We start from the raw sequence: 25,286 nt of genomic DNA, 5'->3' as shown, positions 1-25,286 counted from the left end.
GGACGACACCATGAGCAGCAGCACCGTCATCACCAACATCGCCACGCTGGTCACCAACGACCCCTCCCTCGGTGACAACTCCCCCCTCGGTCTGGTCCAGGACGCGGCCGTCGTCATCGACGGCGACCGTGTCGTGTGGACCGGTGAGTCAAGCAAAGCACCCGCCACTGACAACCGGGTCGACGCGGGCGGCCGGGCGGTGCTGCCGGGCTTCGTGGACTCCCACTCCCACCTGGTCTTCGCGGGCGACCGGACGCAGGAGTTCAACGCCCGGATGTCCGGCCGCTCCTACACGGCGGGCGGCATCCGCACCACGGTCGCCGCCACCCGGGCGGCGAGCGACGCGGAACTGGAGGCGAACCTCACCCGTTACCTCGACGAGGCCCTCCGCCAGGGCACGACCACCTTCGAGACCAAGTCGGGCTACGGCCTCACCGTCGAGGACGAGTCCCGCGCCCTGCGCCTCGCGGCGAAGCACACCGACGAGGTGACGTACCTGGGGGCGCACATCGTCTCCCCGGACTACGCCGACGACCCGGCGGCCTACGTCGCCCTGGTCACCGGCGAGATGCTGGACGCCTGCGCGCCGCACGCCCGCTGGATCGACGTCTTCTGCGAGAAGGGCGCCTTCGACGGCGACCAGGCCCGCGCGATCCTCACGGCCGGCAAGGCGAAAGGCCTGCACCCGCGCATCCACGCCAACCAGCTCTCCTACGGCCCCGGCGTCCAGCTGGCCGTCGAACTGGACGCGGCCAGCGCCGACCACTGCACCCACCTCACGGACGCGGACGTGGACGCCCTGGCCAACAGCGCGACCGTCGCCACCCTGCTCCCCGGCGCCGAGTTCTCCACCCGCGCCGAGTGGCCGGACGCCCGCCGCCTGCTGGACGCGGGCGCGACGGTCGCCCTCTCCACCGACTGCAACCCCGGCTCGTCCTTCACCTCCTCCCTCCCCTTCTGCATCGCCCTGGCCGTCCGCGACATGCGGATGACCCCCGACGAGGCGGTCTGGTCGGCCACGGCGGGCGGCGCGGCGGCCCTGCGCCGCACGGACATCGGCCGCCTCACCCCCGGCAGCTACGCCGACCTGACCCTCCTGGACGCCCCCAGCCACGTCCACCTGGCCTACCGCCCGGGCGTCCCCCTGGTCAGCGGCGTGTGGCGCCGCGGGGTCCGGGTGGTGTGAGCCGGGGGACGCTCATCTCGCCCCGGCCCGCCACCGTTGGCCGCTGCTGTCGGACAGGGGACGCAGGGACAGGCCGTTGCCGTCGTCCGGGGTCACCGCCGTCTCGATGGCGATGGCCGGGCGGATCGTGCCGTCGGGGTCGACGGTGAAGCGGAGGTTCTCGCCGTTGCGGCCGTGGACCGAGTCGCACTCCCAGATGCCCACCCCTCGGTCGACCGCGCCCCGGCTGTCCAGGCAGAAGTCGTCGTCGGCCGCCGAGCGGAGCACGCCCAGGTAGGTGTCGACGCGCCAGCGCTGGGTCGCGGAGGAGTCGCAGGGGGCCGTGACGACGTCGTTGCCCTGGGACAGGTCGCCGTCGCGGATGTCCAGGCAGCGGCCCGTGGCGAGGTTGACCACCTGGGCGTAGGCGGCGCCCGGCGGCGCGGGCGGGGGCGTCGGGCTGGGCGTCTCCCGGCGGGGCGGGGTGGGCGTCGGACGGTGTGAGGTCGGGGTGGGGGACGGGGACTTGGACGTGGGGGACGGGGAGGGGGAGTGGGACGGGGGGACCGAGACCGTTGCCGTGACCGTCACGGAGGAGGGCGCCGGGGTCGCCGCCGCCGGCCGGCGGTCGGTGGAGTGCGCGGGGCTGAAGAGGAAGACCAGGAGCGGGGTCAGGGCCACGCCCAGGGCCGCCGAGCCGAGCAGGACGCGGCTTCGGGGCGGCCGGCCCGGTGCGCCCACCGTCGTGGTTACGGCGTCGGGTCCGGGGTGCTCGTCCCGGCGCAGGTACGCCGTTCCCCGCCACGGCAGCAGTCCCTCGGCCAGGGTCTGCCGGGGCGCGTCCCGCAGCGCCCGCAACTCCTCGAAGGCGGCCGTGCAGTGCGGGCAGCGCGCCATGTGGGTGTCCAGGTCGGCGCTGCGGCGCGGGGCGTCCGGCCGTACCGCCTCCTCGATCAGCCGCCGGAAGTCCGCGCAGCGCGGGTCGTCGGAGGCGGCCAGCCGGTGCCGCAGACACGCCTGGGCCAGGGCCGCGAGGGCACGCGGGGTGTCGTAGGAGACGTCCGCGCGGCTGAGGCCGAGGAAGGCGGCGGTGCGTTCCTCGGGTTCCGCGTCGAGGACGCCGTACCAGAGCAGTCCCTGGGCGCGGGACGGCAGTGACGTGTAGGCCGGGAGCAGGGGCGGGGTCGGGCCCTCGGGGCGGCCGGCCGTGGTCAGCACCAGCAGCAGGCCCGGGTCGACGCCCGCGGAGCGTTCGTCGCGCGCCCAGTCCGCCGCCAGCCGCGCGGTGAGCAGCAGGAGCCGGTGGCGCAGGGGGACGGGCGGTTCGACTCCCCGGGCCGTCTCGCGGGCCGCCGTGGTGAACGTCTCCGCCGCCAGCCGACGGGCCGCGGACTCGCTCGTCGCGCACAGCCGGGCGTAGGTGAGGACCGCCGGGTGGTGCCGGCGGCGCAGCTCCTGCAACGCCGGGTAGGCCGTGGGCGTGGGGGAGCGCAGCAGTTCGGTCAGCCGTGTGTCCGGCGCGTCCGCGTGGTCCCCCGCCGTGGCGTGGTCCCCCTCAGCCATGCAACACCCTCCGTCCCGAGAAGGCCGCTGACATACCAGCCAGTTTGGGCACCCATAGTGGTGGACGGCGCCGGTCGCGGAAAGAGGTTTCTGTGAGGAACCGCATAACAGTTGGGGCGTCGGGCACCCGTGAGCCGGTGGGCTGGGTCCCGGGGACGGCGGAGCGGCCCGGCATCCGTGCCGGGCCGCTCACCGCAGTGCGCGGAGCACGCGCGTCAGTACCGCGCGGACGGTCACTCCTCCAGCGTCAGCCCCTTGCGCAGCCGTACCAGCGTGCGCGACAGCAGCCGGGACACGTGCATCTGGGAGATGCCGAGTTCCTCGCCGATCTCCGACTGCGTCATGTTCGCCACGAAACGCAGGGAGAGGATCTTCCGGTCCCGGGGCGGTAGTTCGGCGATCAGAGGCTTGAGCGACTCGATGTACTCGATGCCTTCGAGCCCGTGGTCCTCGTATCCGATGCGGTCCGCGAGCGCGCCCTCGGACTCGTCCTCCTCCGGCTGGGCGTCCAGCGAGGCGGCGGTGTAGGCGTTCGAGGCGGCCATGCCCTCGACGACCTCGTCGTTGGAGATGCCGAGACGCTCGGCCAGTTCCGCGACCGTGGGGGCGCGGTCCAGCTGCTGCGCCAGCTCGTCGCCCGCCTTGGCGAGGTCGAGCCGCAGCTCCTGGAGCCGGCGCGGGACGCGCACGGACCACGAGGTGTCACGGAAGAACCGCTTGATCTCGCCGATGATGGTCGGCATCGCGAAGGTGGGGAACTCGACGCCACGGGAGAGTTCGAAGCGGTCGATCGCCTTGATCAGGCCGATGGTGCCGACCTGGATGATGTCCTCCATCGGCTCGCTGCGGGAGCGGAACCGGGAGGCGGCGAACTTGACGAGCGCGAGGTTGAGCTCGACGAGGGTGTTGCGGACGTACGCGTACTCGTGCGTCCCTTCCTCCAGCGCCTCCAGGCGCTCGAAGAGGGTCTTGGACAGGGCCCGCGCGTCGACCGGGCCGATCTCGTCGTACGGGGGGATCTCCGGGAGTCCCTCGACGAGGTCGAGGGGGTCGATGGGATGATCCAGTTGTTCCGGTGGGGGTGTCGACGTCGCCAGGGGGGTATGCGATGCGTCGAGCCGGGGTGACATGGGTGTCCTCCATCGTTCTCGGCATAAGGCTGCCGAAGCCAGTACGTGCACTGCGGTGTGCGGCGCCTCCGAAGCCGGCGTGTAGGGGTGTGTGTCCTTACTAGCCCTACCCGCTGCACCGAGCGAGTCGCAAGTGCGTTCTGTCGCTATATGTCCGTTTCTGTGCGGATGTTCGGGTGTCGGAGTGTGCTTGGAAGGCGTAATGTTCGAGGGCATCAGCAGCCACGACCTCGGGAGAGAGACGGCATGGACCACGGGACGGTCGGCAGCGCACAGTCGGGCCGGCTTCTGGTGGAGGTGCGGGAAGAGGGCTCCAGCGCCGTTGTGACACCGGCGGGTGAGCTCGATCACCACACCGCCGATCTTTTGCGTGAGCCCCTCGACGACCTCTTGGACAAGGGCTTCTCGCGGCTCGTTGTGGACTGCTCACGCCTGGAGTTCTGTGACTCCACGGGGCTGAACGTCCTGCTCGGCGCCCGCCTGAAGGCGGAGGCGGCCGGTGGCGGGGTCCATCTGGCCGGGATGCTGCCAGTGGTCGCCCGCGTATTCGAAATCACCGGGGCCGAGGCGGTCTTCACCGTCCACGACTCCGTGGAGGCGGCCCTGGCCGACGGTGCCGACTGATCCGCCGCCCCGGTGTCCGACCCGGCCCGGCACGGCTTCCCGTGGGCGTTACATGCATCACGCCCAGAACGGGGGTGTTCCGTCGGATCGGTCGGGCAGGAGAGGGCAGAAGAAGGCGGGAGGCGTCCCGCGGGCTGCCGGCTGTCGGTCCTCGTTCCTCGGTCGTCGATCTCCGGTCGTCGATCGTCGGTCTCCGGCCGTCGGTCGTCGGTCTCAGGTCGTCGGTCTCCAGGTTTCCGGATCTCCGGATCTCCAGGGGGCGGCGGACGACCGGGACAGGGCGTGCGTTCGGCGGACGGGCGGGTATGGGTTCCTGGCCGGGCGGCGGACGGACGATCGCCGGGCGGTGTTCGGACGGCGTCCGGACGGTGCGCGGACGACGTACGAACGGCGTGCCGGCGGCCAACGGACGACGCGTGGACGACGTGCCGACCGGACGGCGCCTATGGTGCCGACGGCGCTTGCCTTCGACAGTACGGTCCGGGCGGAGACCGCCGGCCGGACCATTGACCGGACTTTTGAATCGTGAACTGGTGAATCGGTGAGGTGAAGCGCTGATGAGCACCACCCGGCCTTACTCGCCGGGCGACCGCGGCCCGGAGCCCAGCGGCGCTTCCGGGGCGTCCGAGGGGGATGCGTCGGCCGTCGGCGCAGCCACGGGGGCAGCCGCGCCGTCCGTGTCGTCCGGGCCGCCGGGCCCGGCCGACGGCACCCCGCGGACCCGCGGCCGGCAGATCCGCAGGCTGCGCCTGGAAGGCGAGAGCGGGGTGGTCCCGCTCGCCCGCGACTTCACCCGCCAGGCGCTGTACGCGTGGGGCTGGCTGCCCGCCGCCACCGCCGACCAGCGGGCCGCCGCCGAGGATGTGCTGCTCGTCGTCTCCGAACTGGTCACCAACGCCTGCCTGCACGCCGAGGGCCCCGACGAACTGCTCCTCGCCTGCGACAACAAGGTGATCCGGCTGGAGGTCTCCGACCGGGGCACCGGCCAGCCGGCCCCGCGCACCCCGCACCGCGCCGGCCGGCCCGGCGGGCACGGCATGTTCATCGTGCAGCGGCTGTGCCTGGACTGGGGCGTGGTCCGTGCCCCCGGTACGCCGGGCAAGACGGTCTGGGCGGAGCTGGGCGCCCCCGCCTGAGTGCCGGCGGAGGCCACCCGAGTCCCCGCCTCCACTCCGACACCGCGTCGCGCACGCCGGATCAGCACAACTCCGGCGTGTGACGTGTCTTCCTTCCTCACGACCCCGGGCGTACCTTGACGGCCGAATCTGATGTGCCGTCAGGAATGAATGGGGTGGACCGACCGTGTCGTACCCGAAACGAACCGCCGCGCTCGCGTCCGCCACGGCCCTGGCGGGCTCCGCGGTGCTGCTGGCCGCGCCGGCGGCCCACGCCGAGGTCGTCGATGTCAACTACCGCTGCCAGACGCCGATCGGGGTCAAGACCGCCGTCTCGCCGATCGACATCAAGGGCGTCAGGAGCGGCAGCGGCTACAAGATCACCATGTCCTGGCAGAAGGGCGTCTCCTCCAGCCCGGTCGAGCTGGGCAAGGGGGCGATGAGCCCGAGCGCCACGATCAAGCTGGGCGGCGCCGAGAGCGGCACCCTCGCGGTCAGCGGGCCCGCCAACGACGCGGCCGTCCCGGCCGACACGCCGATCAAGATCAGCGACTTGAGCGGCACCTACACGCCGAGGAAGAGCGGGAAGGTCACCTTCACGGCGGGCACGCTCACGATCAAGGCGCTGGGTACGACGACGACCTGCACGCCGACGAACGGTCCCGGGCCGTCGCTGACCCTGGACGTGACAGCGGCCGGTGGCTCGTCGTCCTCCTCGTCCTCCTCGTCCTCGTCCTCGTCATCCGGTGGCTCCTCCTCGGGTGGCACCTCCTCCGCCGGGCAGCTTCCGCAGACCGGCCCCGAGGACTCCGCGGTCGCCCTCGGCACACTCGGCGGCACGGTCCTGCTCGCGGGCGCGGCGGGCGCGCTGTGGCTGACCCGACGGGGGCAGACCGCTCGGCGCTGAGGGACCGGCCCAGACCGCAGACGCCGTCTGGCCGGCCAGACCGCACACCGCCACCCCGGCCCGCTCAACCGTCCGGCCGCCCCCGCTCAACCGTCCGGCCGCCCCCGCTCAACCGTCCGGCCGCCCCCGCTCAACCGTCCGGCCGCCCCCGCTGAACCGTCCGGCTGCCGCCGCCGAACCGTCAGGCAACCGCCTGACCGTCCGGCCACCGCCGAACCGTCCGGCCACCCTGCTGGAGCCGCCCATGCCGCCCGCCGCCCGCGAGCCAGGCCCGCCCCACTCGCCGCGCATCTTGCCCAAGCCGCGCACCTTGCCCGAGCCGCGCACCCGGCTCCCGCTCGTCACCCCGCTCGCGCTCGTCACCCTGCTCCTGCCGCTCACGCTGCTGACCGCGGCACCGCCCGCCGTCGCGCGGGCCGGGGACTGGTCGGTCGCGCCCCTGGGCGGTGGGCGCCCCGCGTTCTACGCCGAGGGCGCCCCCGGGACGGTCCTGCGGGACACCGTGTCGGTGACCAACCGGGGCCGGGCGCCGGTCACGGTCCGGCTGCGCGGCACCGGTGTGCCGACGGTGTTCGCCCGGAGCGGCCTGCGGGTTCCGGCGCGTACCCGTGCCGAGGTGCCCTTCACGGTGACCGTGCCGCAGGGTGCCGCGCCCGGCGACCGCACCGGCGCGATCGTCGTGCGGGACGCGCACGGCCGTACCGCGACCGTGCCGGTACGGCTGCGCGTCGGCGGCCCCTCGCTTGCCGCGCTAACCGTCGAGCACCTCGCCGTGCACGCCGACCGGATCACGTACGAGCTGGTCAATCGCGGTACGACGGTCCTCGTGCCGAAGCTCGCGGTGCGCGCCGACGGACTCTTCGGCCGGGTCCTGGACCGCGCCCCGCGCACCCTGCCGGTCCGACTGGCCCCGGGCGCCCGGCGCACGCTCAGCGAGCCGTGGCCCGGCCGGCCGGTGCTGGACGAGGTGCGCGTACGGCTGACGGTGACGGCGGCGGGCGGCGCGTACGACACGGCGGGCACCACGGCGGCGTACGTGCCGTGGGGTGCGATGGCCGGCGGGGCGGGAGCGGCCGCGGCGGCGGGTACGGCCGCACTCCTGAGGACCCGACACCGACGCCGCCACGCACCCCCCGAACCCCGACCCGGCGCGGTGGAGCCGACGGGAGCGGTGTCGTGAGGCGGGTGGTGTCGGCGCGGACACCGCACCGGCGCCCTGCGGTCGGCGTGGGTGCTGTTGTACGGCGTGTGGGATCGGCTCGGACGTCGGTCTCCGGTCGGCGAGCCGGCCGGGGTGCTGTCGTCAGGTGGGTCGTATCGGCCTGGGCGGCGGCCTGCGGTCGGCGGGCGGCCGGGAGTGGCGCCGCGAGGCGGGCCGCGCCGGCCCCGGCCCCGACCCGGCAGGGCGTCGTGAGACGGGTCGTCCTCCCGGTGGTCGGTGCGCTGTTGCTGGTTCTCGGCGGGCCCGTCGGGCCGGGGCGGGCCGATGCCGGGCCCGGTGTGGAGTTGTCGGCGGGTCAGGGCGGTGCCGGTGGCTCGGTCACCGTCAGGGGTACGGGCTGGCGGCCCCGTACCTTGCTCATGGTGCTGGTGTGCGGGCGGGCCACCCCGGCGCGCGGGGTCGTCGGCGGCACCAACTCCTGCGCGAACGGCGACGGCCGGGCCGTGACCACCGACGCCGACGGCACCTTCAGCCGGAAACTGCCGGTCGCCGAACCCCCCGTACCCTGCCCCTGCGTGGTGCACGTGGCCACCGTGACCGGGGCCGAGGCCGAGGCGGACGCCGTCCTGGAGGTCGCCGGACACCCCGTGGCCCCGCTCCCCGCCGAGCGCTCCGCCGGCCGGCTGGCGGTGCTGTCCGACACCCGGCTGACCGGCTCCGGCGGAGTGCTGACCTGGTTCGGGGCACCGCCCAGCCGCACCCTCGTCCTCACCGTCGGCAACACCGGCACCAGCCCGATCGAGAACCCGGTGTTCCAGGTCGGCACCGCGCACGGCGTCTTCGCCCCCGAGTGGGACGAGCGGCAGTGGCACGGCACCCTGGCGCCCGGGAAGAAGGCGCGGATCAAGCTGCCGGTCGAGCTGTCGGCGGGGGCGCACGGCGACTACACCGTCACGCTGAAGTACGGCGGCCGGGTGCTCGCCGAGCAGCCGTGGGGCGTGGGCCGGCCTTGGGGCGTGACGCTGTTCTGGATCCTGCTCTGCCTGGTCGTCCCGGCCGCCCTGTTCCGCGCCGGCATGGCCGTGGTGGACCGGGTCAGGCCCCGCCGCCCTGGTGCCGCCCGCCGCCGGCGTCACCCGCACCGATCCGCCCGGAGCCCCCGCTCCCTCCTGCGCCTGCCCCTCCCGCGCTCCCGTCCCGCCGAGCCCCCGGCCGACCCGGCCACCCCCACTCCGACCCTGCCGTGGTTCGCCCCGGGCGGCCCGGTCGGCCAGACCTCCGCACCGCACGACGACAGCCCGACGAGTCCTACGACTCACACCACCCCCACCACGAAGGGACCCACGTGAGCAAGCGAAGGAGAGGCACAGCGGCCGGGCGCACGGGCGTCCTGCTGGTGCTCGGTGCGGCGGGCGTCCTGCTGGGCGCCGCGGTGGTCCCCGCGCACGCGGCCGAGGTGTCGTACGCCACCCACTGCGTGCCGCCCGCGGGCATCGACCCCGTCGACGGCACCACCGAGGTCGAGATCACCGCGCCGGCCACGGCCAAGGTGGGCGACACGGTGGACATCGTGTGGAAGTTCGTCCAGGCCGCCTCGAAGAACCCGGACATCATCGACCTGCCCGCGAACTCGGTCCAGCCGTCCGGCGTCCTGAAGGCGGCCGGCGCGCAGACCGCCGACGTCGCGATGCGGGGGCCGCGGGAGAACCCGGCGATCCCCAAGGGCGGGGACATGGTGCTGTCCGACATGAAGGGCAGCCTGAAGCTGACGACGGCCGGCGAGGTGACGCTGACGCCGGACGCCTACACCGTCAACGCGATGTCGACCGACACCAAGTGCGCGCCGAAGGAGGCCGTGCAGAAGGCGGCGACGATCCAGGTGACGGCGGGCGGCGGCACGTCCAGTTCGACACCCACCGGGTCCGCGACGCCGACCAAGTCGGCGACCCCCACCGGGTCCGCCACCCCCACGGCGACCGGCGGCACCGGGCAGACCGACTTCACCGGCAAGGAAGTACGGATCCCGTACGCCTGCAAGACCCCGATCGGCGACAAGAACGCGACCTCGCCGGTGCGGATCGACGCGAAGAAGAGCGGCGGGAGTTACGCCCTCACCGTGCAGTTCAAGAAGTCGGTGATGGACAGCCCCGCCGACATCCCGAAGGACTCCGTGAAGCCGTCCATGGAGGTGGTGCTCGGCGGCGCCGACAAGGGCACGGTGCATGTGGAGGGGCCGACGAACGCGCATCCCATCAAGTCCGGCGACCCGATCGCGATCCCCGACCTCACCGGCACCTACAAGCCCGGCGGGAGCGGCACCTCGACGCTGTCCCCGGGCGTGCTGACGGTCAAGGCGCTCGGTACGACCACGACGTGCACGCCGATGAAGACGGAGGTCTCGCTCAGCCTGGACACGACGGAGCAGCCGGGCGGCGCGTCGGGCGGCACGTCGACGTCGGGCGGTTCCTCTGGTTCCGCCACGACCGAGGGCGGCGACGGCGGCCTCGCCGAGACCGGCGCGAGCGACCACGGCGCCCTGAAGGCCCTGGGCCTGGTGGCAGGCACGGCGATCCTGCTGGGGGTGGCGGTGTTCACGGTGCTACCAAGGCGCGGGACGCGATAGCCGACCTCAGGGGCGCGGGGAACTGCGCGCTCGGCCACCAATACGCGTCGGCCGCCAACGCGCGACAACCCCGACGGCGCCCCGCACGAGCGGAGGGCCACCACACCCCAGGGATGCGGTGACCCTCCGTCGGCCAGGCCCCAACGACTAGTTGACGTTGCCCATCAGCTTCTTCACCTTGCCGCGGTACATCCACACCGCGACACCCGCGACCACGGCGAGCACGGCCTCCAGGGCGACGAAGCCCATCCTGTCGAGGTTGACGCCGGCGATGGCCGGGTTGGACAGCAGGGCGGTGACGGAGTCGCCCGCGGTCACCGCGAGGAACCAGACGCCCATCATCTGCGAGGCGTACTTCTTCGGCGCCATCTTCGTCGTCACCGACAGACCCACCGGCGACAGCGTCAGCTCACCGATGGTCTGCGCGAAGTAGATCGCGACCAGCCACAGCGCCGCGGCCTTGTGACCGCCCTCGGCGATCGACAGCGGGGCGAGGAAGACGAAGAAGGACGCACCGACCAGCACCAGACCGGAGGCGAACTTCACGATCGTGCTCGGCTCCTTGCCGCGCTTGTTCAGCCACAGCCACAGCCAGGCGAAGACGGGCGCGAGGGCCATGATCATGACGGGGTTGACCGACTGGTACCAGGAGACCGGGAACTCCCAGCCGAAGATGGTGTTGTCGGCGCTCTTCTCGGCGAACAGCGACAGGGTCGAGCCGCCCTGGTCGTAGATCATCCAGAAGACGGCGGCGGCCACGAAGAACCAGATGTACGCCGACACCTTGGAGCGCTCGGCCGGCTCCAGGTCCTTGTCGCGCAGTATGCGGGAGATGACCAGGATCGGCACGATCAGGCCGATGAGCGTGAGCGGGATCAGCGCCCAGTTCAGGGTGAAGTGGCCGGTGCCGCCGACGATGCCGTAGAAGACCACGGCGACGGCCAGCCAGATCAGGCCCTTGCGCAGGGTGGCCGCCTTCTCGACGGGCGTCAGCGGGGTCGGGACCTCGCTGCTCCTGGCGCTCAGGTGACGGCCGCCGAGCAGGTACTGGGCGAGACCCAGCGCCATGCCGAGCGCGGCCAGCGCGAAGCCCAGGTGCCAGTTGACGTTCTCACCGACGGTGCCGATGACCAGCGGGGCGACGAAGGCACCGAGGTTGATGCCGATGTAGAAGAGCGTGAAGCCGCCGTCCCGGCGCGGGTCCTCCGGGCCGTCGTAGAGGTGGCCGACCATCGTGGAGATGTTGGCCTTCAGCAGACCGGAGCCGATGGCGACGAGACCCAGGCCGACGAAGAAGCTCGCGGCGGCGGGCAGCGCGAGGCACAGGTGGCCGAGCATGATGACCAGACCCGCGACGGCGACCGTCTTGCGGGGGCCGAGGACACGGTCGGCGAACCAGCCGCCGGGCAGGGCGAGCAGGTACACGAGCGACAGGTACACGGCGTAGATCGCCGTCGCCGTGCCCGCGTTCAGGTGCAGGCCACCCGGGGCCACCAGGTACAGCGGGAGAAGGGCCCTCATGCCGTAGTAGGAGAAACGCTCCCACATCTCCGTCATGAAGAGAGTGGCCAGTCCGCGGGGGTGGCCGAAGAAGGTCTTCTCGGAACCGGGGGTGCCCGGTCGGACCGAGTCCTTCGTCAGGCTGGACGCCATGGTCGTTCCTTGCTGGTCGGGACGCGCGGTGGAGCGTTGCGCGCCCGGTGGGGGTGTCGGCCGGCACCGGCGGGGTCGGTCGTCCACCCCCACGCCCAGGGGGAGTCCGCCCCGGATCGCGGAGCGGCGGACGGCGACCACCGGGATCCACGCCCCGTGACGCGTCACCGCGTCCGGAGCCCGGCCAGAGGTCGTTCCTTTCAAGGCTGGTCTGGGCCAGCCCGCACACAAAGAAGACCCTCAGCGTCACATGCCCGCCAAAGGTCACCGGTGTACTACAGGCGTTCAGGTCACCATACGGCAGGACACTGCCGGATATGGAAGGACTTGAGACACGGATCACAGGTGTCGCGGGAACCGCAGGACCGGATTCGAAGGTCTCTCCTACGATCGCATCCCCAGGTCAATGGTTCGTACCAGCAGCATACGAAGGTAAGAAGCCCGGGCGCCGATCACACCCCGGCACCACACGCGGGCGGTCTACCATCACCTCATGACCCGTGTACTGCTCGCCGAGGACGACGCGTCCATCTCGGAGCCGCTGGCCCGCGCCCTGCGCCGGGAAGGTTACGAGGTCGAGGTGCGCGAGGACGGACCCGCCGCGCTCGACGCCGGAATGCAGGGCGGCGTCGATCTGGTCGTGCTGGACCTTGGCCTGCCCGGCATGGACGGCCTGGAGGTCGCCCGCCGGCTGCGCTCCGACGGTCACACCGTGCCGATCCTCATCCTGACCGCCCGGGCCGACGAGGTGGACACCGTCGTCGGCCTGGACGCGGGCGCCGACGACTACGTCACCAAGCCGTTCCGGCTCGCCGAACTGCTCGCCCGGGTACGGGCCCTGCTCCGGCGCGGCGCCGCCGAACCGCAGCAGCCGCCGGCCACGCACGGGGTACGGATCGACGTCGAGTCGCACCGCGCCTGGATGGGCGACGAGGAACTCCAGCTCACCGCCAAGGAGTTCGACCTGCTGCGGGTGCTGGTGCGGGACGCGGGCCGGGTGGTGACCCGGGACCAGCTGATGCGCGAGGTCTGGGACACCACGTGGTGGTCGTCCACGAAGACTCTGGACATGCACATCTCCTGGCTGCGCAAGAAGCTGGGCGACGACGCGGCGAACCCCCGGTACATCGCGACGGTGCGTGGCGTGGGCTTCCGGTTCGAGAAGAGTTGAGTCTGGGCCCCAGCGATCACCCTAGGTAACGGACCATGCGTCGACGTCTCATCCAGTCCACCCTCGCCGTCGTCCTCGTGGTGATCGCGGTCTTCGGCGTCTCCCTGGTGATCGTCGAGACGCGGACGATCAGCAACAGCGCCCAGGAGCGGGTGGAGTCCGAGGCGGTGCGGCTGGCCAGCATCGTGGACAGCCGGATCCTCGCCGCGGAGAACGTCAACGCGGACGTGCTGCGCAACCCGGTGAGCAAGGACCAGTACGCGGTCATCCGCATGCCCGGCAAGGCGCCCATCGAGATCGGCACCAAGCCCGAGGGCGACACCATCCACTTCACGCAGCGCGGCGAGGAGGGCGAGTCGGTCACCGTGCAGGAGCCCCGCTCCGCGGTGACCCGCGAGGTCGGCCGGACCCTGCTGATCATCGGGCTGGTCGCGCTGCTCGCGGTGGTGGCGGCGGTGCTGCTCGCCGTACGGCAGGCCAACCGGCTCGCCTCCCCGCTGACCGACCTCGCCGAGACCGCCGAACGCCTCGGCTCCGGCGACCCGCGCCCTCGGCACAAGCGGTACGGCGTTCCCGAGCTGGACCGGGTCGCCGATGTGCTGGACGCCTCCGCCGAGCGGATCGGGCGCATGCTGACGGCCGAGCGGCGCCTCGCGGCCGACGCCTCCCACCAGCTCCGTACGCCGCTGACCGCGCTGTCGATGCGCCTGGAGGAGATCACCCTCACCGACGACCCGGACACGGTGAAGGAGGAGGCGACCATCGCGCTCGCGCAGGTCGAGCGGCTGACGGACGTCGTGCAGCGGCTGCTGACGAACTCCCGGGACCCGCGGACCGGCTCCGCCGTCACCTTCGACCTGGACGAGGTCATCCAGCAGCAGCTCGCCGAGTGGCGGCCCGCCTACCGCAGCGCCGGCCGGGCCATCGTCAGCTCCGGCAAGCGGCACCTCCAGGCCGTGGGCACGCCGGGCGCGGTCGCCCAGGTGCTGGCCGCGCTGATCGAGAACTCGCTCATGCACGGCGGCGGCACCGTCGCGCTGCGCACCCGGGTCACCGGCAACCAGGCCGTGATCGAGGTCACCGACGAGGGGCCGGGCGTGCCGGCCGATCTCGGCGCGCGGATCTTCGAGCGCACGATCAGCGGGCGGAACTCGACGGGGATCGGCCTGGCCGTCGCCCGGGACCTCGCGGAGGCCGACGGCGGACGGCTGGAGCTGCTCCAGGCGCAGCCCCCGGTCTTCGGCCTGTTCCTCTCGCGCACGCCCCCGGCGCGCACACCGGACGAAGAGCGCCCGACGGTCCGCTAGCCGGTCCGCGCCTACGGCACGCGCTGCTTGGGCGCCCGCTCGTTCGACTCCTGCTCCAGAATCGATTCCGCGCTCGCCACGGCATCCCGCGCGGGCAGCGCCCGGAACACCCAGGTGCGGTACGACCAGAACCGGAACAGGGTCGCGACGCCGATGCCCACGAACTTGAAGACGTTGCTCTGTAGCGGGCTGTCCCAGCCGAAGCCGTAGGTCGCCAGGTACAGTACGCCGTTTTCGATCACCAGACCGATCGCGCTGAACAGCAGGAACAGCGTGAGTTCCTTGGTGCGACCGCTCTTGTCGCGGTCCCGGTACGTCCAGTAACGGAAGCCGACGTAGTTGAAGACGATGGCCACCACGGTCGCGATGATGCTGGCCCGCACCACCGGCAGGTCCGAGACGTGCCGGACCAGGTTGAACACGCCGAGATTGACGAGGACACCGGCACCGCCGACGGCCCCGAACTTGGCCACCTCGCGTACGAGCCGTTGCAGCCCCGAGGAACGAGGTTCCATGGCTGTGCAGCTCCCGTCGGTAGGTTTCCTCAACTCCGCCATGCTAGCCGGGCGGGCCCGCCGGTGCCCGTGGACAAGGCCACGCTGTGGAAACAGGTCGGAAAGAACCGGGGAAGCACCGGGTAAGAGTCCGTGAGAGGGACGCGATCCGGCCGCCCCGCCGTGGCCGATACGCTAGGGGTGTGACGTTCCCGGTAGTCGGCATGGTCGGCGGGGGGCAGCTCGCGCGTATGACGCACGAGGCGGGCATCCCGTTGGGCATCAGGTTCAAGCTTCTCAGTGACACTCCTCAGGATTCCGCGGCGCAGGTCGTGAGCGATGTCGTCATCGGCGACTATCGCGACCTCGACACGCTCCGCGCCTTCGCGCGCGGCTGTGACGTGATCACCTTCGACCACGAGCACGTGCCCACCGAGCACCTGCGTGCCCTGGAGGCGGACGGCATCCCCGTGCGCCCCGGGCCGGAGGCGTTGGTGCACGCCCAGGACAAGGGGGTGATGCGTGCGAAGCTCGACGCGATCGGCATCCCGTGCCCGCGGCACCGGATCGTGAGCGACCCGGACGACGTGGTCAGGTTCGCGGAGGAGGGCGACGGCTTCCCCGTCGTCCTCAAGACGGTCCGCGGCGGCTACGACGGCAAGGGCGTGTGGGTCGTCGAGAACGCCGAGGAGGCGGCCGAGCCGTTCCGCGCCGGCGTCCCCGTCCTCGCCGAGGAGAAGGTCGACTACGTCCGCGAGCTGGCCGCCAACGTCGTACGCTCCCCGCACGGCCAGGCCGTCGCCTACCCGGTGGTGGAGTCGCAGCAGGTCAACGGCGTCTGCGACACGGTCATAGCCCCCGCGCCCGACCTCGACGAGGACCTGGCGCTGCACGCCGAGCAGATGGCGCTGACCATCGCCAAGGAGCTGGGCGTCGTCGGGCACCTCGCCGTCGAGCTGTTCCAGACCCGCGACGGCCGCGTTCTCGTCAACGAGCTGGCGATGCGCCCGCACAACTCCGGCCACTGGAGCATGGACGGCGCGATCACCTCGCAGTTCGCCAACCACGTCCGCGCGGTCCTGGACCTGCCGCTGGGCGACCCGCGCCCGCGCGCCAAGTGGACCGTGATGGTCAACGTCCTGGGTGGTGACTACCCGGACATGTACTCCGCCTACTTGCACTGCATGGCCCGCGACCCCAAGCTCAAGATCCACATGTATGGCAAGGACGTGAAGCCCGGCCGCAAGGTCGGACACGTCAACACCTACGGCGACGACCTGGACGACGTGCTGGAGCGCGCCCGTCACGCAGCCGGCTACCTGAGAGGCACCATCACCGAATGAGCCCCGTTGTTGGCATCGTCATGGGGTCGGACTCCGACTGGCCCGTCATGGAAGCCGCCGCCAAGGCCCTGGACGAGTTCGAGATCGCCTACGAGGTCGACGTCGTCTCCGCGCACCGCATGCCCCGCGAGATGGTCACGTACGGCGAGCAGGCCGCCGACCGCGGCCTGAAGGTGATCATCGCGGGTGCGGGCGGCGCCGCCCACCTGCCCGGCATGCTCGCCTCCGTCACCCCGCTGCCGGTCATCGGCGTGCCCGTGCCGCTGAAGCACCTGGACGGCATGGACTCCCTGCTGTCCATCGTGCAGATGCCGGCCGGTGTCCCGGTCGCCACGGTCTCCGTCGCCGGTGCCCGCAACGCCGGTCTCCTCGCGGCCCGCATCCTCGCCGCGCACGACGAGGACCTGCTGCACCGGATGCGCGACTTCCAGCAGGACCTGAACGACCAGGCCACCGAGAAGGGCAAACGGCTGCGCGCCAAGGTCGAGGGCGCGGGCAGCGGCTTCGGCTTCGGGAAGTGACCGCCGTGGCCGCCCTGGACGAAGCACGCGCGCTGCTGCGCGAGTTCCCCGTGGTCGACGGGCACAACGACCTGCCCTGGGCGCTGCGCGAGCAGGCCGGGTACGACCTGGACGCCCTGGACATCGCCGGTGACCGGCACGAGCAGCTGCACACCGACCTGCCGCGGCTGCGCGCGGGCGGGGTCGGCGCCCAGTACTGGTCGGTGTACGTGCCCTGCGAGCAGCCGGATGCGGTCGCGGCGACGCTGGAGCAGATCGACTGCGTCCGGCAGCTGCTCGCCCGCTACCCGGCGGAGCTGGCGCCCGCGATGACCGCCGCCGACATGGAGGAGGCGCGCCGGGAGGGCCGTATCGCCTCGCTCATGGGCGCCGAGGGCGGCCACTCGATCGCCAACTCGCTGGGCACGCTGCGCGGCCTGCACGCGCTCGGCGTGCGGTACATGACGCTCACCCACAACGACAACGTGGACTGGGCGGACTCCGCGACCGACGAGCCGCGCGTGGGCGGCCTGTCCGCCTTCGGCCGCGAGGTCGTGGCGGAGATGAACCGCCTGGGCATGCTCGTCGACCTCTCCCATGTGGCGGCGACGACGATGCGGGACGCGCTGGACGCCACCTCGGCGCCGGTGATCTTCTCGCACTCCTCCTCCCGCGCGGTCTGCGACCACCCCCGCAACATCCCCGACGACGTCCTGGAACGCCTGCCCGCCAACGGCGGCGTGGCGATGGTGACGTTCGTGCCCAAGTTCGTGCTCCAGGCGGCCGTCGACTGGACGGCCGCGGCCGGCGAGAACCTGCGCGCCCACGGTCTGAACTCCCTGGACACCAGCCCCGAGGCGATGAAGATCCACCGGGCCTTCGAGGAGCGCAACCCGCGCCCGGTCGCCACGGTGTCCACCGTCGCCGACCACCTGGACCACATGCGCGAGGTCGCCGGCATCGACCACCTGGGCATCGGCGGCGACTACGACGGCACCGCGTTCACCCCGGACGGCCTGAACGACGTCTCCGGCTACCCGAACCTGGTCGCCGAGCTGCTGGACCGCGGCTGGTCCAAGGCCGACCTGGCCAAGCTGACCTGGCAGAACGCGGTACGCGTGCTGGGCGCGGCGGAGGACGTCGCCCGGGACCTCCAGGCCACCCGCGCCCCGTCCCTCGCCACGATCGAGTCGCTGGACGGCGCGCACGGCGGCAACTGACCGGAGTACCCCCGAACGCCCCACTCGCCAGGAAGGTTGCCTCCGCTCCGTGCGACCGTGTCGGTACGCCGGCCACAGCCCCCGCCGTAGCTCACGACCGACGTAGCCCACGACGACGCACGGAGCCCGCCATGGCCGACCTCCAGGACGACATGCCCACCATGACCGAGGTCGGCCAGGACGACGTCCTGCCGGACGAGCCCTTCGTGCGGGAGCCGTCCGGCGAGCTGCTGGAGCGGGCGCACGGCCTGCTCGCCGGCCACCCGGTCGCCGACGGCCACAGCGGTCTGCCGTGGGTCCTGCGCGAGGTGGGCGAGGCCGGCGTCGGCACGGACGTGCCCCGGCTGCGCGAGGGGCACGTCGGCGCGCTGTTCTGGTCGCTGCACCTGCCCGAGGCGCCGAGCGGCGGGCGTGCGCTGACGGCGACCCTGGAGCAGCTGGACCTGGTGCGCACGGCCGTCGAGGCCCACCCGGAGGGGCTGCGGCTGGTGCGCACCGCCGGGGAGATCATCGACGCCCGCAACTGCGGCCGGATCGCCGTCGTGCCGGGCCCCGCGCACGGCGCCGCGCTGGACGACTCCCTGGCCGTCCTGCGCATGCTGCGCGCCCTCGGGCTGCGCGTGCTCACCCTCGCGGGCACCGCCTGGGCGGGCGAGTCGGGGCTGACCCGGTTCGGCGAGGAGGTCGTGCGCGAGATGAACCGGCTCGGGGTGCTCGCCGACGTCTCCGGCGCCTCCCCGGCCACCGTCGGGCAGGCCGTCGCCCTGTCCAGGACACCGGTGCTGTGCAGCCGCTCGGCCGCCGGCGCCCTGCGCCCGCACGCGGCCAACCTGCCCGACGACCTGCTCGCCGCCCTGGGCGAGGCGAAAGGGCTGTGCATGGTGCCGCTGACCGCCGAGCAGACCGGCCCCACCGTCGCGGACGTCGCCGACCACCTCGACCACGTCCGCGACGTGGCCGGCCCCGAGTGCGTCGGCCTGTCCGGCACCTACGACTCCGGGGCCGCGCACCCACGTGACCTCGCCGACGCCTCCCGCTACCCCCGTCTGATCGCCGAGCTGCTCCGGCGCGGCTGGTCCGAGACCGAGCTGGCCCTGCTGACCTGGGGCAACGCGCAGCGGGTGCTGCGCAGCGCGGACTCCACGGCCCGGGCCGCGCAGCACCGGCCGAAGGCGTCGCACGCGAGGATCACCGAGCTGGACGCCCCTGGAGCGCCACGCCCCTAGAGCGTCACGAGCGCTCGATCCGGCACAGGCAGAACGGATGCCCGGCCGGGTCGGCGTACACCTGGAAGTCCTTCGTGTCGCGGTCCTCCAGGTCCAGCGGGCGGGCGCCGAGCGCCAGCACCCGCTCGTGCGCCGCGTCGATGTCCGCCCAGGTCGAGCCCGCGTCGAAGTCGAGGTGGAGCTGCTGGCCGTTGTGGTCGGCGCGCGGCCACTCCGGCGGGGTGTGTCCCTCGGCCCGCTGGAAGGCGAGCCGTGGCCCGTCCGGCACCTGGAGGACGACCCAGTCGTCGTCCTCCGGCTGCGGAGTCCCGCCGGCCACCGCCGCGTAGAAGGCGGCCAGCGCGTGCGGATCGGGGCAGTCGAGCACGACGTTACGGAAACGGGCCACGGACGCCATGGTGTCCTCCTCCGGGACGGGTCAGCAGGCGCAGAGGCAGAACGGGTGCCCCGCCGGGTCGGCGTAGACACGGAAGGTCCGCTCGCGGTCCTGCGCGTCCAGCGGCTTGGCGCCCAGCTCCAGCACGCCCTTCTCCGCCGCGTCCAGGTCCTCCACCACCAGGTCCAGATGGAACTGCTGCGAACGGTCCGCCGCGGGCCACTCCGGCGGCACGAACCCCGGCGCCCGCTGGAAGGCCAGCGCCGTCCCGCCGGGCACCTTCAGGTCCACCCACTCGTCGTCGCCTTCCACCGTGCCGCCCACCACATCGGCGTAGAAACCGGCCAGCGCGCGGGGGTCGGGACAGTCCAGGACCACGACACCGAGCTTGGCGAGAGCCATGACTACCTCCTCGTAGCGTTACCTGTGGAGACGGGTAACCGGTAACGGTTACTGCATGCTCCCGCATTGGGGGTAACGTCGCAAGCATGAGCGAGAGATCGGCTGCTCCCGGCGGCCTGGCCCTGATCGAGTCCCTGGTCAACACCCTGGACATCGAGTCGGGCACGGACCGGCTGGACACGCCGGAGGGCCGCGCTCGCCTCGGCGTCACGGACGAGGGGCTGGCCGACGCCCGGGAGCTGCGCGAGTCGCTGCGGGCCGCGCTGCTCGCGCACGCCGGGCATCCGCCGCACCGCGCGGTGACCCCGCTGGGCACCCTGCTGGCGCGGGCCCCGCTGCACGTCGCCGTCGACGACCGCGACGGCTCGGCCCGACTCGCCCCGGCCGACGCGGACCCGCTGCTGTCCCGGGTCGCCGCCGCCGTCGCCGAGGCGCTCGTCGCGGGCACCTGGACCCGGCTCAAGGCGTGCGAGGCCGACACCTGCCACTGGGCGTACTACGACCGCAGCCCCGCCGGGCGCGGGCGCTGGTGCTCGATGCAGGTGTGCGGGGCCCGCGCGAAGATGCGCCGGTACCGGGCGAAGGGTGCGTGAGCCACGACGGCTTGGTGCACAATGCGGACAGACGCCGGTTCGGCCGACTGAGCCTCGGCCGAACCGGCGTCGCCATACGGGGCGCTACGCCCTGGAGCGCGCCTACGCCTTGGAGCGCGTCTACGCCTTGGGGCGGCCCATCGCGCGGTAGGTCCAGCCCGCCCGGCGCCACAGCTCCGGGTCGAGGGTGTTGCGGCCGTCGAGGATCACCCGGGCCGCCGCCGCCTCGCCGAGCGCGGCCGGGTCCAGCTCGCGGAACTCCCGCCACTCGGTCAGGTGCAGCACGATGTCGGCCCCCCGGGCGGCCCCCAGCGCGGAGTCGGCGTAGCCAAGGGTCGGGAAGACCTTGCGGGCGTTGTCCATGCCCTTCGGGTCGTACACCGTCACCTGGCCGCCCTGGAGGTGGATCTGGCCGGCCACGTTCAGCGCGGGCGAGTCACGCACGTCGTCCGAGTCCGGCTTGAAGGTGGCACCGAGCACCGCGACCCGCTTGCCGAGGAAGGAGCCGCCGCCGAGTGCCTCCCGGGTCATCTCGACCATCTGCCCGCGCCGGCGCATGTTGATGGAGTCGATCTCGCGCAGGAAGGTCAGCGCCTGGTCGGCGCCCAGCTCGCCCGCGCGGGCCATGAACGCCCGGATGTCCTTGGGCAGGCAGCCGCCGCCGAAGCCGATGCCGGCGCGCAGGAACTTGCGGCCGATCCGGTCGTCGTGGCCGATGGCCTCCGCGAGCTGGGCCACGTCACCGCCGGCGGCCTCGCACACCTCCGCCATCGCGTTGATGAAGGAGATCTTGGTCGCGAGGAAGGAGTTCGCGGCCGTCTTCACCAGCTCCGCGGTCGGGAAGTCGGTGACGACGAACGGGGTGCCCTCGCCGACCGGGCCGGCGTACACGTCGCGCAGCAGCTTCTCGGCGCGCTCGCTGCGCACACCGACGACGATCCGGTCCGGGTGCAGGGTGTCCTGCACGGCGAAGCCCTCGCGCAGGAACTCCGGGTTCCAGGCCAGCTCGGCGTCGCCGCCCGCCGGGGCGTGCTCGGCGAGGTAGGCGGCCAGCCGGTCGGCGGAACCCACCGGCACGGTCGACTTGCCGACGACCAGGGCCGGGCCGTGCAGATGCGGGGCGAGCGAGGCGATGGCGGAGTCGACGTACGACATGTCGCAGGCGTACTCGCCGTGCTTCTGCGGAGTGTTCACGCACACGAAGTGGACATCGCCGAACGCGCCGACCTCCGCCCAGTCCGTGGTGAACCGCAGCCGCCCGGTGGATCCCTCGATCCCGGCCACATGCCGGCGCAGCAGCTCTTCGAGTCCCGGCTCGTACATCGGGGTCTCGCCGCGCTCCAGCATGGCGATCTTCTCCGGTACGACGTCCAGCCCCAGCACCTCGAAGCCCAGCTCGGCCATGGCCGCGGCGTGTGTGGCGCCGAGGTAGCCGGTGCCGATCACGGTGATCTTCAGGCTCATGAGGTGCGCTCCAGCTCCGGTCCGTCGGTCCTGCTCGGTCATGCGGTGCCTGAGCATAGTCGGGCCGCTCAGCGGGCAGGTTTCCCGCTGTCACCAAGCTCACGTAGGCGTGTTCACGCGGGACCTCTAAAATTCAGTTACTTAACGGTAATTAGCGTCAGTATCACTGCGTCTTTGGAGCGTGAGAGACCGTGGCCGGATCGGCTGACTTCGACCTGTACCGCCCGTCCGAGGAGCACGACATGCTCCGGGACGCCGTTCGTTCCCTGGTCGAGGCGAAGATCGCGCCGTACGCCGCGGCGGTGGACGAGGAGGCCCGCTTCCCGCAGGAGGCCCTCGACGCCCTCGTCGCAGGCGACCTGCACGCCGTGCACGTCCCCGAGGAGTACGGCGGCGCCGGCGCCGACGCGCTCGCCACGGTCATCGTGATCGAGGAGGTGGCCCGCGCCTGCGTCTCCTCCTCCCTCATCCCCGCGGTGAACAAGCTCGGCTCCCTCCCGGTGATCCTCTCCGGCGGTGCGGAGCTGAAGAAGAAGTACCTGACCCCGCTCGCCAAGGGCGACGCGATGTTCTCGTACTGCCTCTCCGAGCCGGAGGCGGGCTCCGACGCGGCCGGCATGAAGACCAAGGCGGTCCGCGACGGCGACCACTGGGTCCTCAACGGCGTGAAGCGCTGGATCACCAACGCGGGCGTCTCCGAGTACTACACGGTCATGGCGGTCACGGACCCCTCGAAGCGCTCGAAGGGCATCTCCGCCTTCGTCGTGGAGAAGTCGGACGAGGGCGTCTCCTTCGGCGCCCCGGAGAAGAAGCTCGGCATCAAGGGCTCCCCGACCCGCGAGGTCTACTTCGACAACGTCCGCATCCCCGCCGACCGCATGATCGGCGAGGAGGGCACCGGCTTCATGACGGCCATGAAGACCCTGGACCACACCCGCATCACCATCGCCGCCCAGGCCCTCGGTGTCGCGCAGGGCGCCTTCGACTACGCCAAGGGCTATGTCCAGGAGCGCAAGCAGTTCGGCAAGCCGATCGCGGACTTCCAGGGCATCCAGTTCATGCTCGCCGACATGTCGATGAAGATCTCGGCGGCCCGTGCCCTCACCTACCAGGCCGCCGCCGCCTCCGAGCGCGGCGACGCCGACCTCACCTACCTGGGCGCCGCCGCCAAGTGCTTCGCCTCGGACGTCGCCATGGAGGTCACCACCGACGCCGTCCAGCTCCTCGGCGGCTACGGCTACACCCGCGACTACCCGGTGGAGCGCATGATGCGCGACGCCAAGATCACCCAGATTTATGAGGGTACGAATCAGGTCCAGCGGATCGTCATGGCCCGCAACCTGCCGTAACCCGACATGCGGGACATCGCTCCTCGGCGTAGGACGGAAGCACACGGGACCCGCCCCGGGTCCCGCCGGCCTTCCCAGGAGGAGCCATGACCCAGTCCCAGTCCCGGCCCGGAATGATGCCCGCCCTCACACAGCAGATGCAGGACTGCATCGACGCCTGCATGAACTGCCACAACATGTGCGAGGAGACCATGAGCTCCTGCATGCAGCAGGGCGGCCAGGCGCAGATGCAGATCATGCGCGCGCTCATGGACTGCTCCGAGACGACCCGCCTGTGCGCCGACATGATGATGCGGCGCTCGCCCATGGCCGGCGAGATGTGCGCCGTCTGCGCGCAGGCCTGTGACATGTGCGCCGAGGCGTGTATGTCCATGCCCGACGACCAGCAGATGATGCGCTGCGCCGAGGCGTGTCGCCGCTGCGCGGAGACCTGTCGGGCGATGGCGGGCGCCAGCATGTGAGCCCACCCCGGCACGGCCGAGGGCACCCCGCGGGGTGCCCTCGGACCGGTGCGTGACGACGTCAGTTGCCGGAGACGGTGACCTTCTCGTCGTTGTTCAGCTCGTCCACCAGGGTCTTCACCTTGGCCTTGTCCCAGACGAGGTTGCCGCCCACGGAGCCGGAGATCGGCATGTTCATCGAGGTGCCGTCACCGCCGCTGACGCCCTTCATCGCCCAGAACATCGAGGCCAGGTCCCACAGCGACATGTCCTTGTCGACGATCAGGGAGTCCAGGCCCGCGCCCATGGTCGGGTAGAACTTGAACGGGTTGAGGATCGTCGACGGGGTGGCCACCTGGTGGGCCAGGGCCGCCAGGAACTTCTGCTGGTTCTTGGTGCGCTGGAGGTCGGACGCGGCGAACGCGTGCCGGGTACGGACGAAGGCGAGCGCCTGCTGGCCGTTCAGGGTCTGCTTGCCGGCCTTGAAGTCGGCGCCCGACCACTTGTCCTTGAAGCCCTTGTCGATATTGATCTCGACGCCGCCCACCGCGTCCACGATGCTCGCGAAGCCCTGGAAGCCGATCTCCACGTAGTGGTCGATGCGCAGACCGGTGTTCGCCTCGATCGTGCGGACCAGCAGCGTCGGCCCGTCCTCGGCGTAGGTCGCGTTCAGCTTCGCGTGCCGGCCCCGCGCCGGGTAGGTCTTCCCGGACGTCGAGCCCTGGTACGACGGGACCACCACGTCCGAGTCACGCGGCAGCGAGATCAGCGTGTCGCCGTTGTCGCCGACGTGCAGGATCATCATCGAGTCCGTGCGCTTGCCCTCGGCGCCGCCGGTGTGCAGCTTCTTCTCGTCCTCCTTGGACAGGCCCTCGCGGCTGTCCGAGCCGACGATCAGGTAGTTCGTGCCGTCGCCGCCCTCCGGCCGGTCGATGACCTTCGACAGGTCCACCTCGCGGCGCAGCTTGGAGTCGGCCCAGAAGTAGGTCGCGATCGAGGTGACGACCAGCACGGTCGCCAGCGTGATCGCCGTCCACTTGATCCGGCGCCGCCAGTTCGGCGCGGGACGCGGCGCCCGGGTGGGCGCACCCGCCGTACCGCCCGGGCCCCGGCCGCCGGAGCCGCCGTAGACCTGGCCGGTGTTGTAGCCGCTGTCGTAGTCGTCGTAGCCGGCGCCTTCCTCGTGCCCCTGGCCGTCGACGTACGACGGCTGCCGCGGCACACCGGCACCGTACGGCGGCGCCGCCGGGCCGGGGTCGCCGTACGCCGAGCGCGGTCCGGGCGGTACCGCCGGGCCGCGCTGCACCTGACGCATCACACGGGCACCCTCCGGCTGCGCGCCGGCACTGCCGCGTCCGTAGCGCGGGCCGCGGTTGTCGTCGGACCATCCCTCGGGCCAGTCATTCATGCGCCCCAGTGTGCAGGGCACCGCTACGTGCTCGACAAGGGATGTCGGAAA

The 25,286-nt window shown here is 72.1% G+C and carries 24 protein-coding genes; 16 read left to right on the top strand and 8 right to left on the bottom strand.

Annotated elements, in window-relative coordinates:
- Positions 1-10 precede the first annotated feature (10 nt).
- Complete coding sequence (gene hutI, locus ACZ4WH_RS07290; RefSeq protein WP_468177517.1) at positions 11-1,186, top strand: imidazolonepropionase; 1,176 nt, start codon at positions 11-13, stop codon at positions 1,184-1,186.
- A 12-nt stretch (positions 1,187-1,198) separates the two neighbouring features.
- Here hutI and ACZ4WH_RS07285 read toward each other — a convergent pair whose 3' ends face one another.
- Together ACZ4WH_RS07285 and ACZ4WH_RS07280 are read right to left on the bottom strand one after the other, a co-directional pair.
- Complete coding sequence (locus ACZ4WH_RS07285) at positions 1,199-2,728, bottom strand: ricin-type beta-trefoil lectin domain protein (RefSeq protein WP_468177515.1); 1,530 nt, start codon at positions 2,726-2,728, stop codon at positions 1,199-1,201.
- Positions 2,729-2,961: 233 nt separating this feature from the next.
- Complete coding sequence (locus ACZ4WH_RS07280; RefSeq protein ID WP_468177513.1) at positions 2,962-3,858, bottom strand: RNA polymerase sigma factor SigF; 897 nt, start codon at positions 3,856-3,858, stop codon at positions 2,962-2,964.
- 246 nt (positions 3,859-4,104) lie between these two features.
- Between ACZ4WH_RS07280 and ACZ4WH_RS07275 the strand changes: the two genes are divergently transcribed.
- The 6 genes from ACZ4WH_RS07275 to ACZ4WH_RS07250 all read left to right on the top strand — a co-directional run bounded on the left by ACZ4WH_RS07275 (position 4,105) and on the right by ACZ4WH_RS07250 (position 10,289).
- A complete protein-coding gene (locus ACZ4WH_RS07275; RefSeq protein ID WP_356940728.1) occupies positions 4,105-4,482 on the top strand; it encodes an STAS domain-containing protein in 378 nt (125 codons plus the stop codon).
- Between the two features lie 557 nt (positions 4,483-5,039).
- Positions 5,040-5,618, top strand: a complete 579-nt coding sequence (locus ACZ4WH_RS07270) for an ATP-binding protein (RefSeq protein ID WP_468177511.1) — start codon at positions 5,040-5,042, stop codon at positions 5,616-5,618.
- Positions 5,619-5,784: 166 nt separating this feature from the next.
- Complete coding sequence (locus ACZ4WH_RS07265) at positions 5,785-6,504, top strand: LPXTG cell wall anchor domain-containing protein (RefSeq protein WP_468177509.1); 720 nt, start codon at positions 5,785-5,787, stop codon at positions 6,502-6,504.
- A gap of 310 nt (positions 6,505-6,814) precedes the next feature.
- The gene (locus ACZ4WH_RS07260; RefSeq protein WP_468177507.1) at positions 6,815-7,684 is read left to right on the top strand and encodes a COG1470 family protein; all 870 of its coding nucleotides are present in this window, start codon (positions 6,815-6,817) and stop codon (positions 7,682-7,684) included.
- Between the two features lie 230 nt (positions 7,685-7,914).
- Positions 7,915-9,015 (top strand): hypothetical protein, encoded by a 1,101-nt coding sequence (locus ACZ4WH_RS07255; RefSeq protein WP_468177505.1) that lies wholly within the window; start codon positions 7,915-7,917, stop codon positions 9,013-9,015.
- Complete coding sequence (locus ACZ4WH_RS07250; protein WP_468177502.1) at positions 9,012-10,289, top strand: hypothetical protein; 1,278 nt, start codon at positions 9,012-9,014, stop codon at positions 10,287-10,289. The genes ACZ4WH_RS07255 and ACZ4WH_RS07250 overlap by 4 nt, the downstream gene beginning before the upstream one ends.
- Before the next feature lie 147 nt (positions 10,290-10,436).
- Here ACZ4WH_RS07250 and ACZ4WH_RS07245 read toward each other — a convergent pair whose 3' ends face one another.
- Positions 10,437-11,942: a peptide MFS transporter gene (locus tag ACZ4WH_RS07245; RefSeq protein ID WP_468177500.1), complete on the bottom strand. Its 1,506-nt coding sequence runs from the start codon at positions 11,940-11,942 to the stop codon at positions 10,437-10,439.
- A gap of 493 nt (positions 11,943-12,435) precedes the next feature.
- Between ACZ4WH_RS07245 and ACZ4WH_RS07240 the strand changes: the two genes are divergently transcribed.
- Both ACZ4WH_RS07240 and ACZ4WH_RS07235 read left to right on the top strand, forming a co-directional pair.
- Positions 12,436-13,113 carry a response regulator transcription factor gene (locus ACZ4WH_RS07240; RefSeq protein ID WP_100571005.1) on the top strand — a complete coding sequence of 226 codons (678 nt, stop codon included), beginning with the start codon at positions 12,436-12,438 and terminating at the stop codon, positions 13,111-13,113.
- A gap of 35 nt (positions 13,114-13,148) precedes the next feature.
- Entirely contained in the window at positions 13,149-14,420 is a 1,272-nt protein-coding gene (locus ACZ4WH_RS07235; RefSeq protein ID WP_468177498.1) for an ATP-binding protein, read from the top strand.
- A gap of 11 nt (positions 14,421-14,431) precedes the next feature.
- Here the strand turns inward: ACZ4WH_RS07235 and ACZ4WH_RS07230 are convergent, their stop codons facing one another.
- Positions 14,432-14,935, bottom strand: a complete 504-nt coding sequence (locus tag ACZ4WH_RS07230; protein ID WP_468177496.1) for a GtrA family protein — start codon at positions 14,933-14,935, stop codon at positions 14,432-14,434.
- Between the two features lie 182 nt (positions 14,936-15,117).
- Between ACZ4WH_RS07230 and ACZ4WH_RS07225 the strand changes: the two genes are divergently transcribed.
- The 4 genes from ACZ4WH_RS07225 to ACZ4WH_RS07210 all read left to right on the top strand — a co-directional run bounded on the left by ACZ4WH_RS07225 (position 15,118) and on the right by ACZ4WH_RS07210 (position 19,203).
- Complete coding sequence (locus ACZ4WH_RS07225; protein ID WP_468177494.1) at positions 15,118-16,257, top strand: 5-(carboxyamino)imidazole ribonucleotide synthase; 1,140 nt, start codon at positions 15,118-15,120, stop codon at positions 16,255-16,257.
- A complete protein-coding gene (purE, locus tag ACZ4WH_RS07220) occupies positions 16,254-16,778 on the top strand; it encodes a 5-(carboxyamino)imidazole ribonucleotide mutase (RefSeq protein WP_468177492.1) in 525 nt (174 codons plus the stop codon). Before ACZ4WH_RS07225 ends, purE begins: the two co-directional genes overlap by 4 nt.
- Before the next feature lie 5 nt (positions 16,779-16,783).
- Positions 16,784-17,977 (top strand): dipeptidase, encoded by a 1,194-nt coding sequence (locus ACZ4WH_RS07215; RefSeq protein WP_468177862.1) that lies wholly within the window; start codon positions 16,784-16,786, stop codon positions 17,975-17,977.
- A 131-nt stretch (positions 17,978-18,108) separates the two neighbouring features.
- Positions 18,109-19,203, top strand: coding sequence for a dipeptidase (locus tag ACZ4WH_RS07210; RefSeq protein ID WP_468177490.1), 1,095 nt, complete (start codon positions 18,109-18,111; stop codon positions 19,201-19,203).
- A 4-nt stretch (positions 19,204-19,207) separates the two neighbouring features.
- Here the strand turns inward: ACZ4WH_RS07210 and ACZ4WH_RS07205 are convergent, their stop codons facing one another.
- Together ACZ4WH_RS07205 and ACZ4WH_RS07200 are read right to left on the bottom strand one after the other, a co-directional pair.
- Complete coding sequence (locus ACZ4WH_RS07205) at positions 19,208-19,600, bottom strand: VOC family protein (RefSeq protein WP_468177488.1); 393 nt, start codon at positions 19,598-19,600, stop codon at positions 19,208-19,210.
- Between the two features lie 21 nt (positions 19,601-19,621).
- Positions 19,622-19,981, bottom strand: a complete 360-nt coding sequence (locus ACZ4WH_RS07200; RefSeq protein ID WP_468177486.1) for a VOC family protein — start codon at positions 19,979-19,981, stop codon at positions 19,622-19,624.
- 86 nt (positions 19,982-20,067) lie between these two features.
- Between ACZ4WH_RS07200 and ACZ4WH_RS07195 the strand changes: the two genes are divergently transcribed.
- Positions 20,068-20,574, top strand: coding sequence for a CGNR zinc finger domain-containing protein (locus ACZ4WH_RS07195; RefSeq protein ID WP_468177484.1), 507 nt, complete (start codon positions 20,068-20,070; stop codon positions 20,572-20,574).
- Between the two features lie 120 nt (positions 20,575-20,694).
- Here the strand turns inward: ACZ4WH_RS07195 and ACZ4WH_RS07190 are convergent, their stop codons facing one another.
- Entirely contained in the window at positions 20,695-22,038 is a 1,344-nt protein-coding gene (locus ACZ4WH_RS07190; RefSeq protein ID WP_468177482.1) for a UDP-glucose dehydrogenase family protein, read from the bottom strand.
- Between the two features lie 191 nt (positions 22,039-22,229).
- Here ACZ4WH_RS07190 and ACZ4WH_RS07185 point away from each other — a divergent pair, with 191 nt between their 5' ends.
- Entirely contained in the window at positions 22,230-23,387 is a 1,158-nt protein-coding gene (locus tag ACZ4WH_RS07185; protein ID WP_468177480.1) for an acyl-CoA dehydrogenase family protein, read from the top strand.
- A gap of 86 nt (positions 23,388-23,473) precedes the next feature.
- Entirely contained in the window at positions 23,474-23,848 is a 375-nt protein-coding gene (locus ACZ4WH_RS07180; RefSeq protein ID WP_468177478.1) for a four-helix bundle copper-binding protein, read from the top strand.
- Positions 23,849-23,909: 61 nt separating this feature from the next.
- On the opposite strand, the gene ACZ4WH_RS07175 is transcribed toward ACZ4WH_RS07180, so the two are convergent.
- The gene (locus ACZ4WH_RS07175) at positions 23,910-25,235 is read right to left on the bottom strand and encodes an LCP family protein (protein ID WP_468177476.1); all 1,326 of its coding nucleotides are present in this window, start codon (positions 25,233-25,235) and stop codon (positions 23,910-23,912) included.
- Positions 25,236-25,286 lie beyond the last annotated feature (51 nt).

The sequence above is a fragment of the Streptomyces sp. NPDC029138 genome (genome assembly GCF_055564375.1).
This window is presented reverse-complemented; position numbering and strand designations above follow the sequence as displayed.

Coding starts and splice junctions, on each gene's coding strand:
- ACZ4WH_RS07205 (WP_468177488.1), bottom strand. CDS start 19,600: ATGGCGTCCGTGGCCCGTTTCCGTAACGTCGTGCTCGACTGCCCCGAT.
- ACZ4WH_RS07230 (WP_468177496.1), bottom strand. CDS start 14,935: ATGGAACCTCGTTCCTCGGGGCTGCAACGGCTCGTACGCGAGGTGGCC.
- ACZ4WH_RS07285 (WP_468177515.1), bottom strand. CDS start 2,728: ATGGCTGAGGGGGACCACGCCACGGCGGGGGACCACGCGGACGCGCCG.
- hutI (WP_468177517.1), top strand. CDS start 11: ATGAGCAGCAGCACCGTCATCACCAACATCGCCACGCTGGTCACCAAC.
- ACZ4WH_RS07175 (WP_468177476.1), bottom strand. CDS start 25,235: ATGAATGACTGGCCCGAGGGATGGTCCGACGACAACCGCGGCCCGCGC.
- ACZ4WH_RS07210 (WP_468177490.1), top strand. CDS start 18,109: ATGGCCGACCTCCAGGACGACATGCCCACCATGACCGAGGTCGGCCAG.
- ACZ4WH_RS07240 (WP_100571005.1), top strand. CDS start 12,436: ATGACCCGTGTACTGCTCGCCGAGGACGACGCGTCCATCTCGGAGCCG.
- ACZ4WH_RS07275 (WP_356940728.1), top strand. CDS start 4,105: ATGGACCACGGGACGGTCGGCAGCGCACAGTCGGGCCGGCTTCTGGTG.
- ACZ4WH_RS07280 (WP_468177513.1), bottom strand. CDS start 3,858: ATGTCACCCCGGCTCGACGCATCGCATACCCCCCTGGCGACGTCGACA.
- ACZ4WH_RS07190 (WP_468177482.1), bottom strand. CDS start 22,038: ATGAGCCTGAAGATCACCGTGATCGGCACCGGCTACCTCGGCGCCACA.
- ACZ4WH_RS07270 (WP_468177511.1), top strand. CDS start 5,040: ATGAGCACCACCCGGCCTTACTCGCCGGGCGACCGCGGCCCGGAGCCC.
- ACZ4WH_RS07195 (WP_468177484.1), top strand. CDS start 20,068: ATGAGCGAGAGATCGGCTGCTCCCGGCGGCCTGGCCCTGATCGAGTCC.
- ACZ4WH_RS07200 (WP_468177486.1), bottom strand. CDS start 19,981: ATGGCTCTCGCCAAGCTCGGTGTCGTGGTCCTGGACTGTCCCGACCCC.
- ACZ4WH_RS07180 (WP_468177478.1), top strand. CDS start 23,474: ATGACCCAGTCCCAGTCCCGGCCCGGAATGATGCCCGCCCTCACACAG.
- ACZ4WH_RS07245 (WP_468177500.1), bottom strand. CDS start 11,942: ATGGCGTCCAGCCTGACGAAGGACTCGGTCCGACCGGGCACCCCCGGT.
- ACZ4WH_RS07235 (WP_468177498.1), top strand. CDS start 13,149: ATGCGTCGACGTCTCATCCAGTCCACCCTCGCCGTCGTCCTCGTGGTG.
- purE (WP_468177492.1), top strand. CDS start 16,254: ATGAGCCCCGTTGTTGGCATCGTCATGGGGTCGGACTCCGACTGGCCC.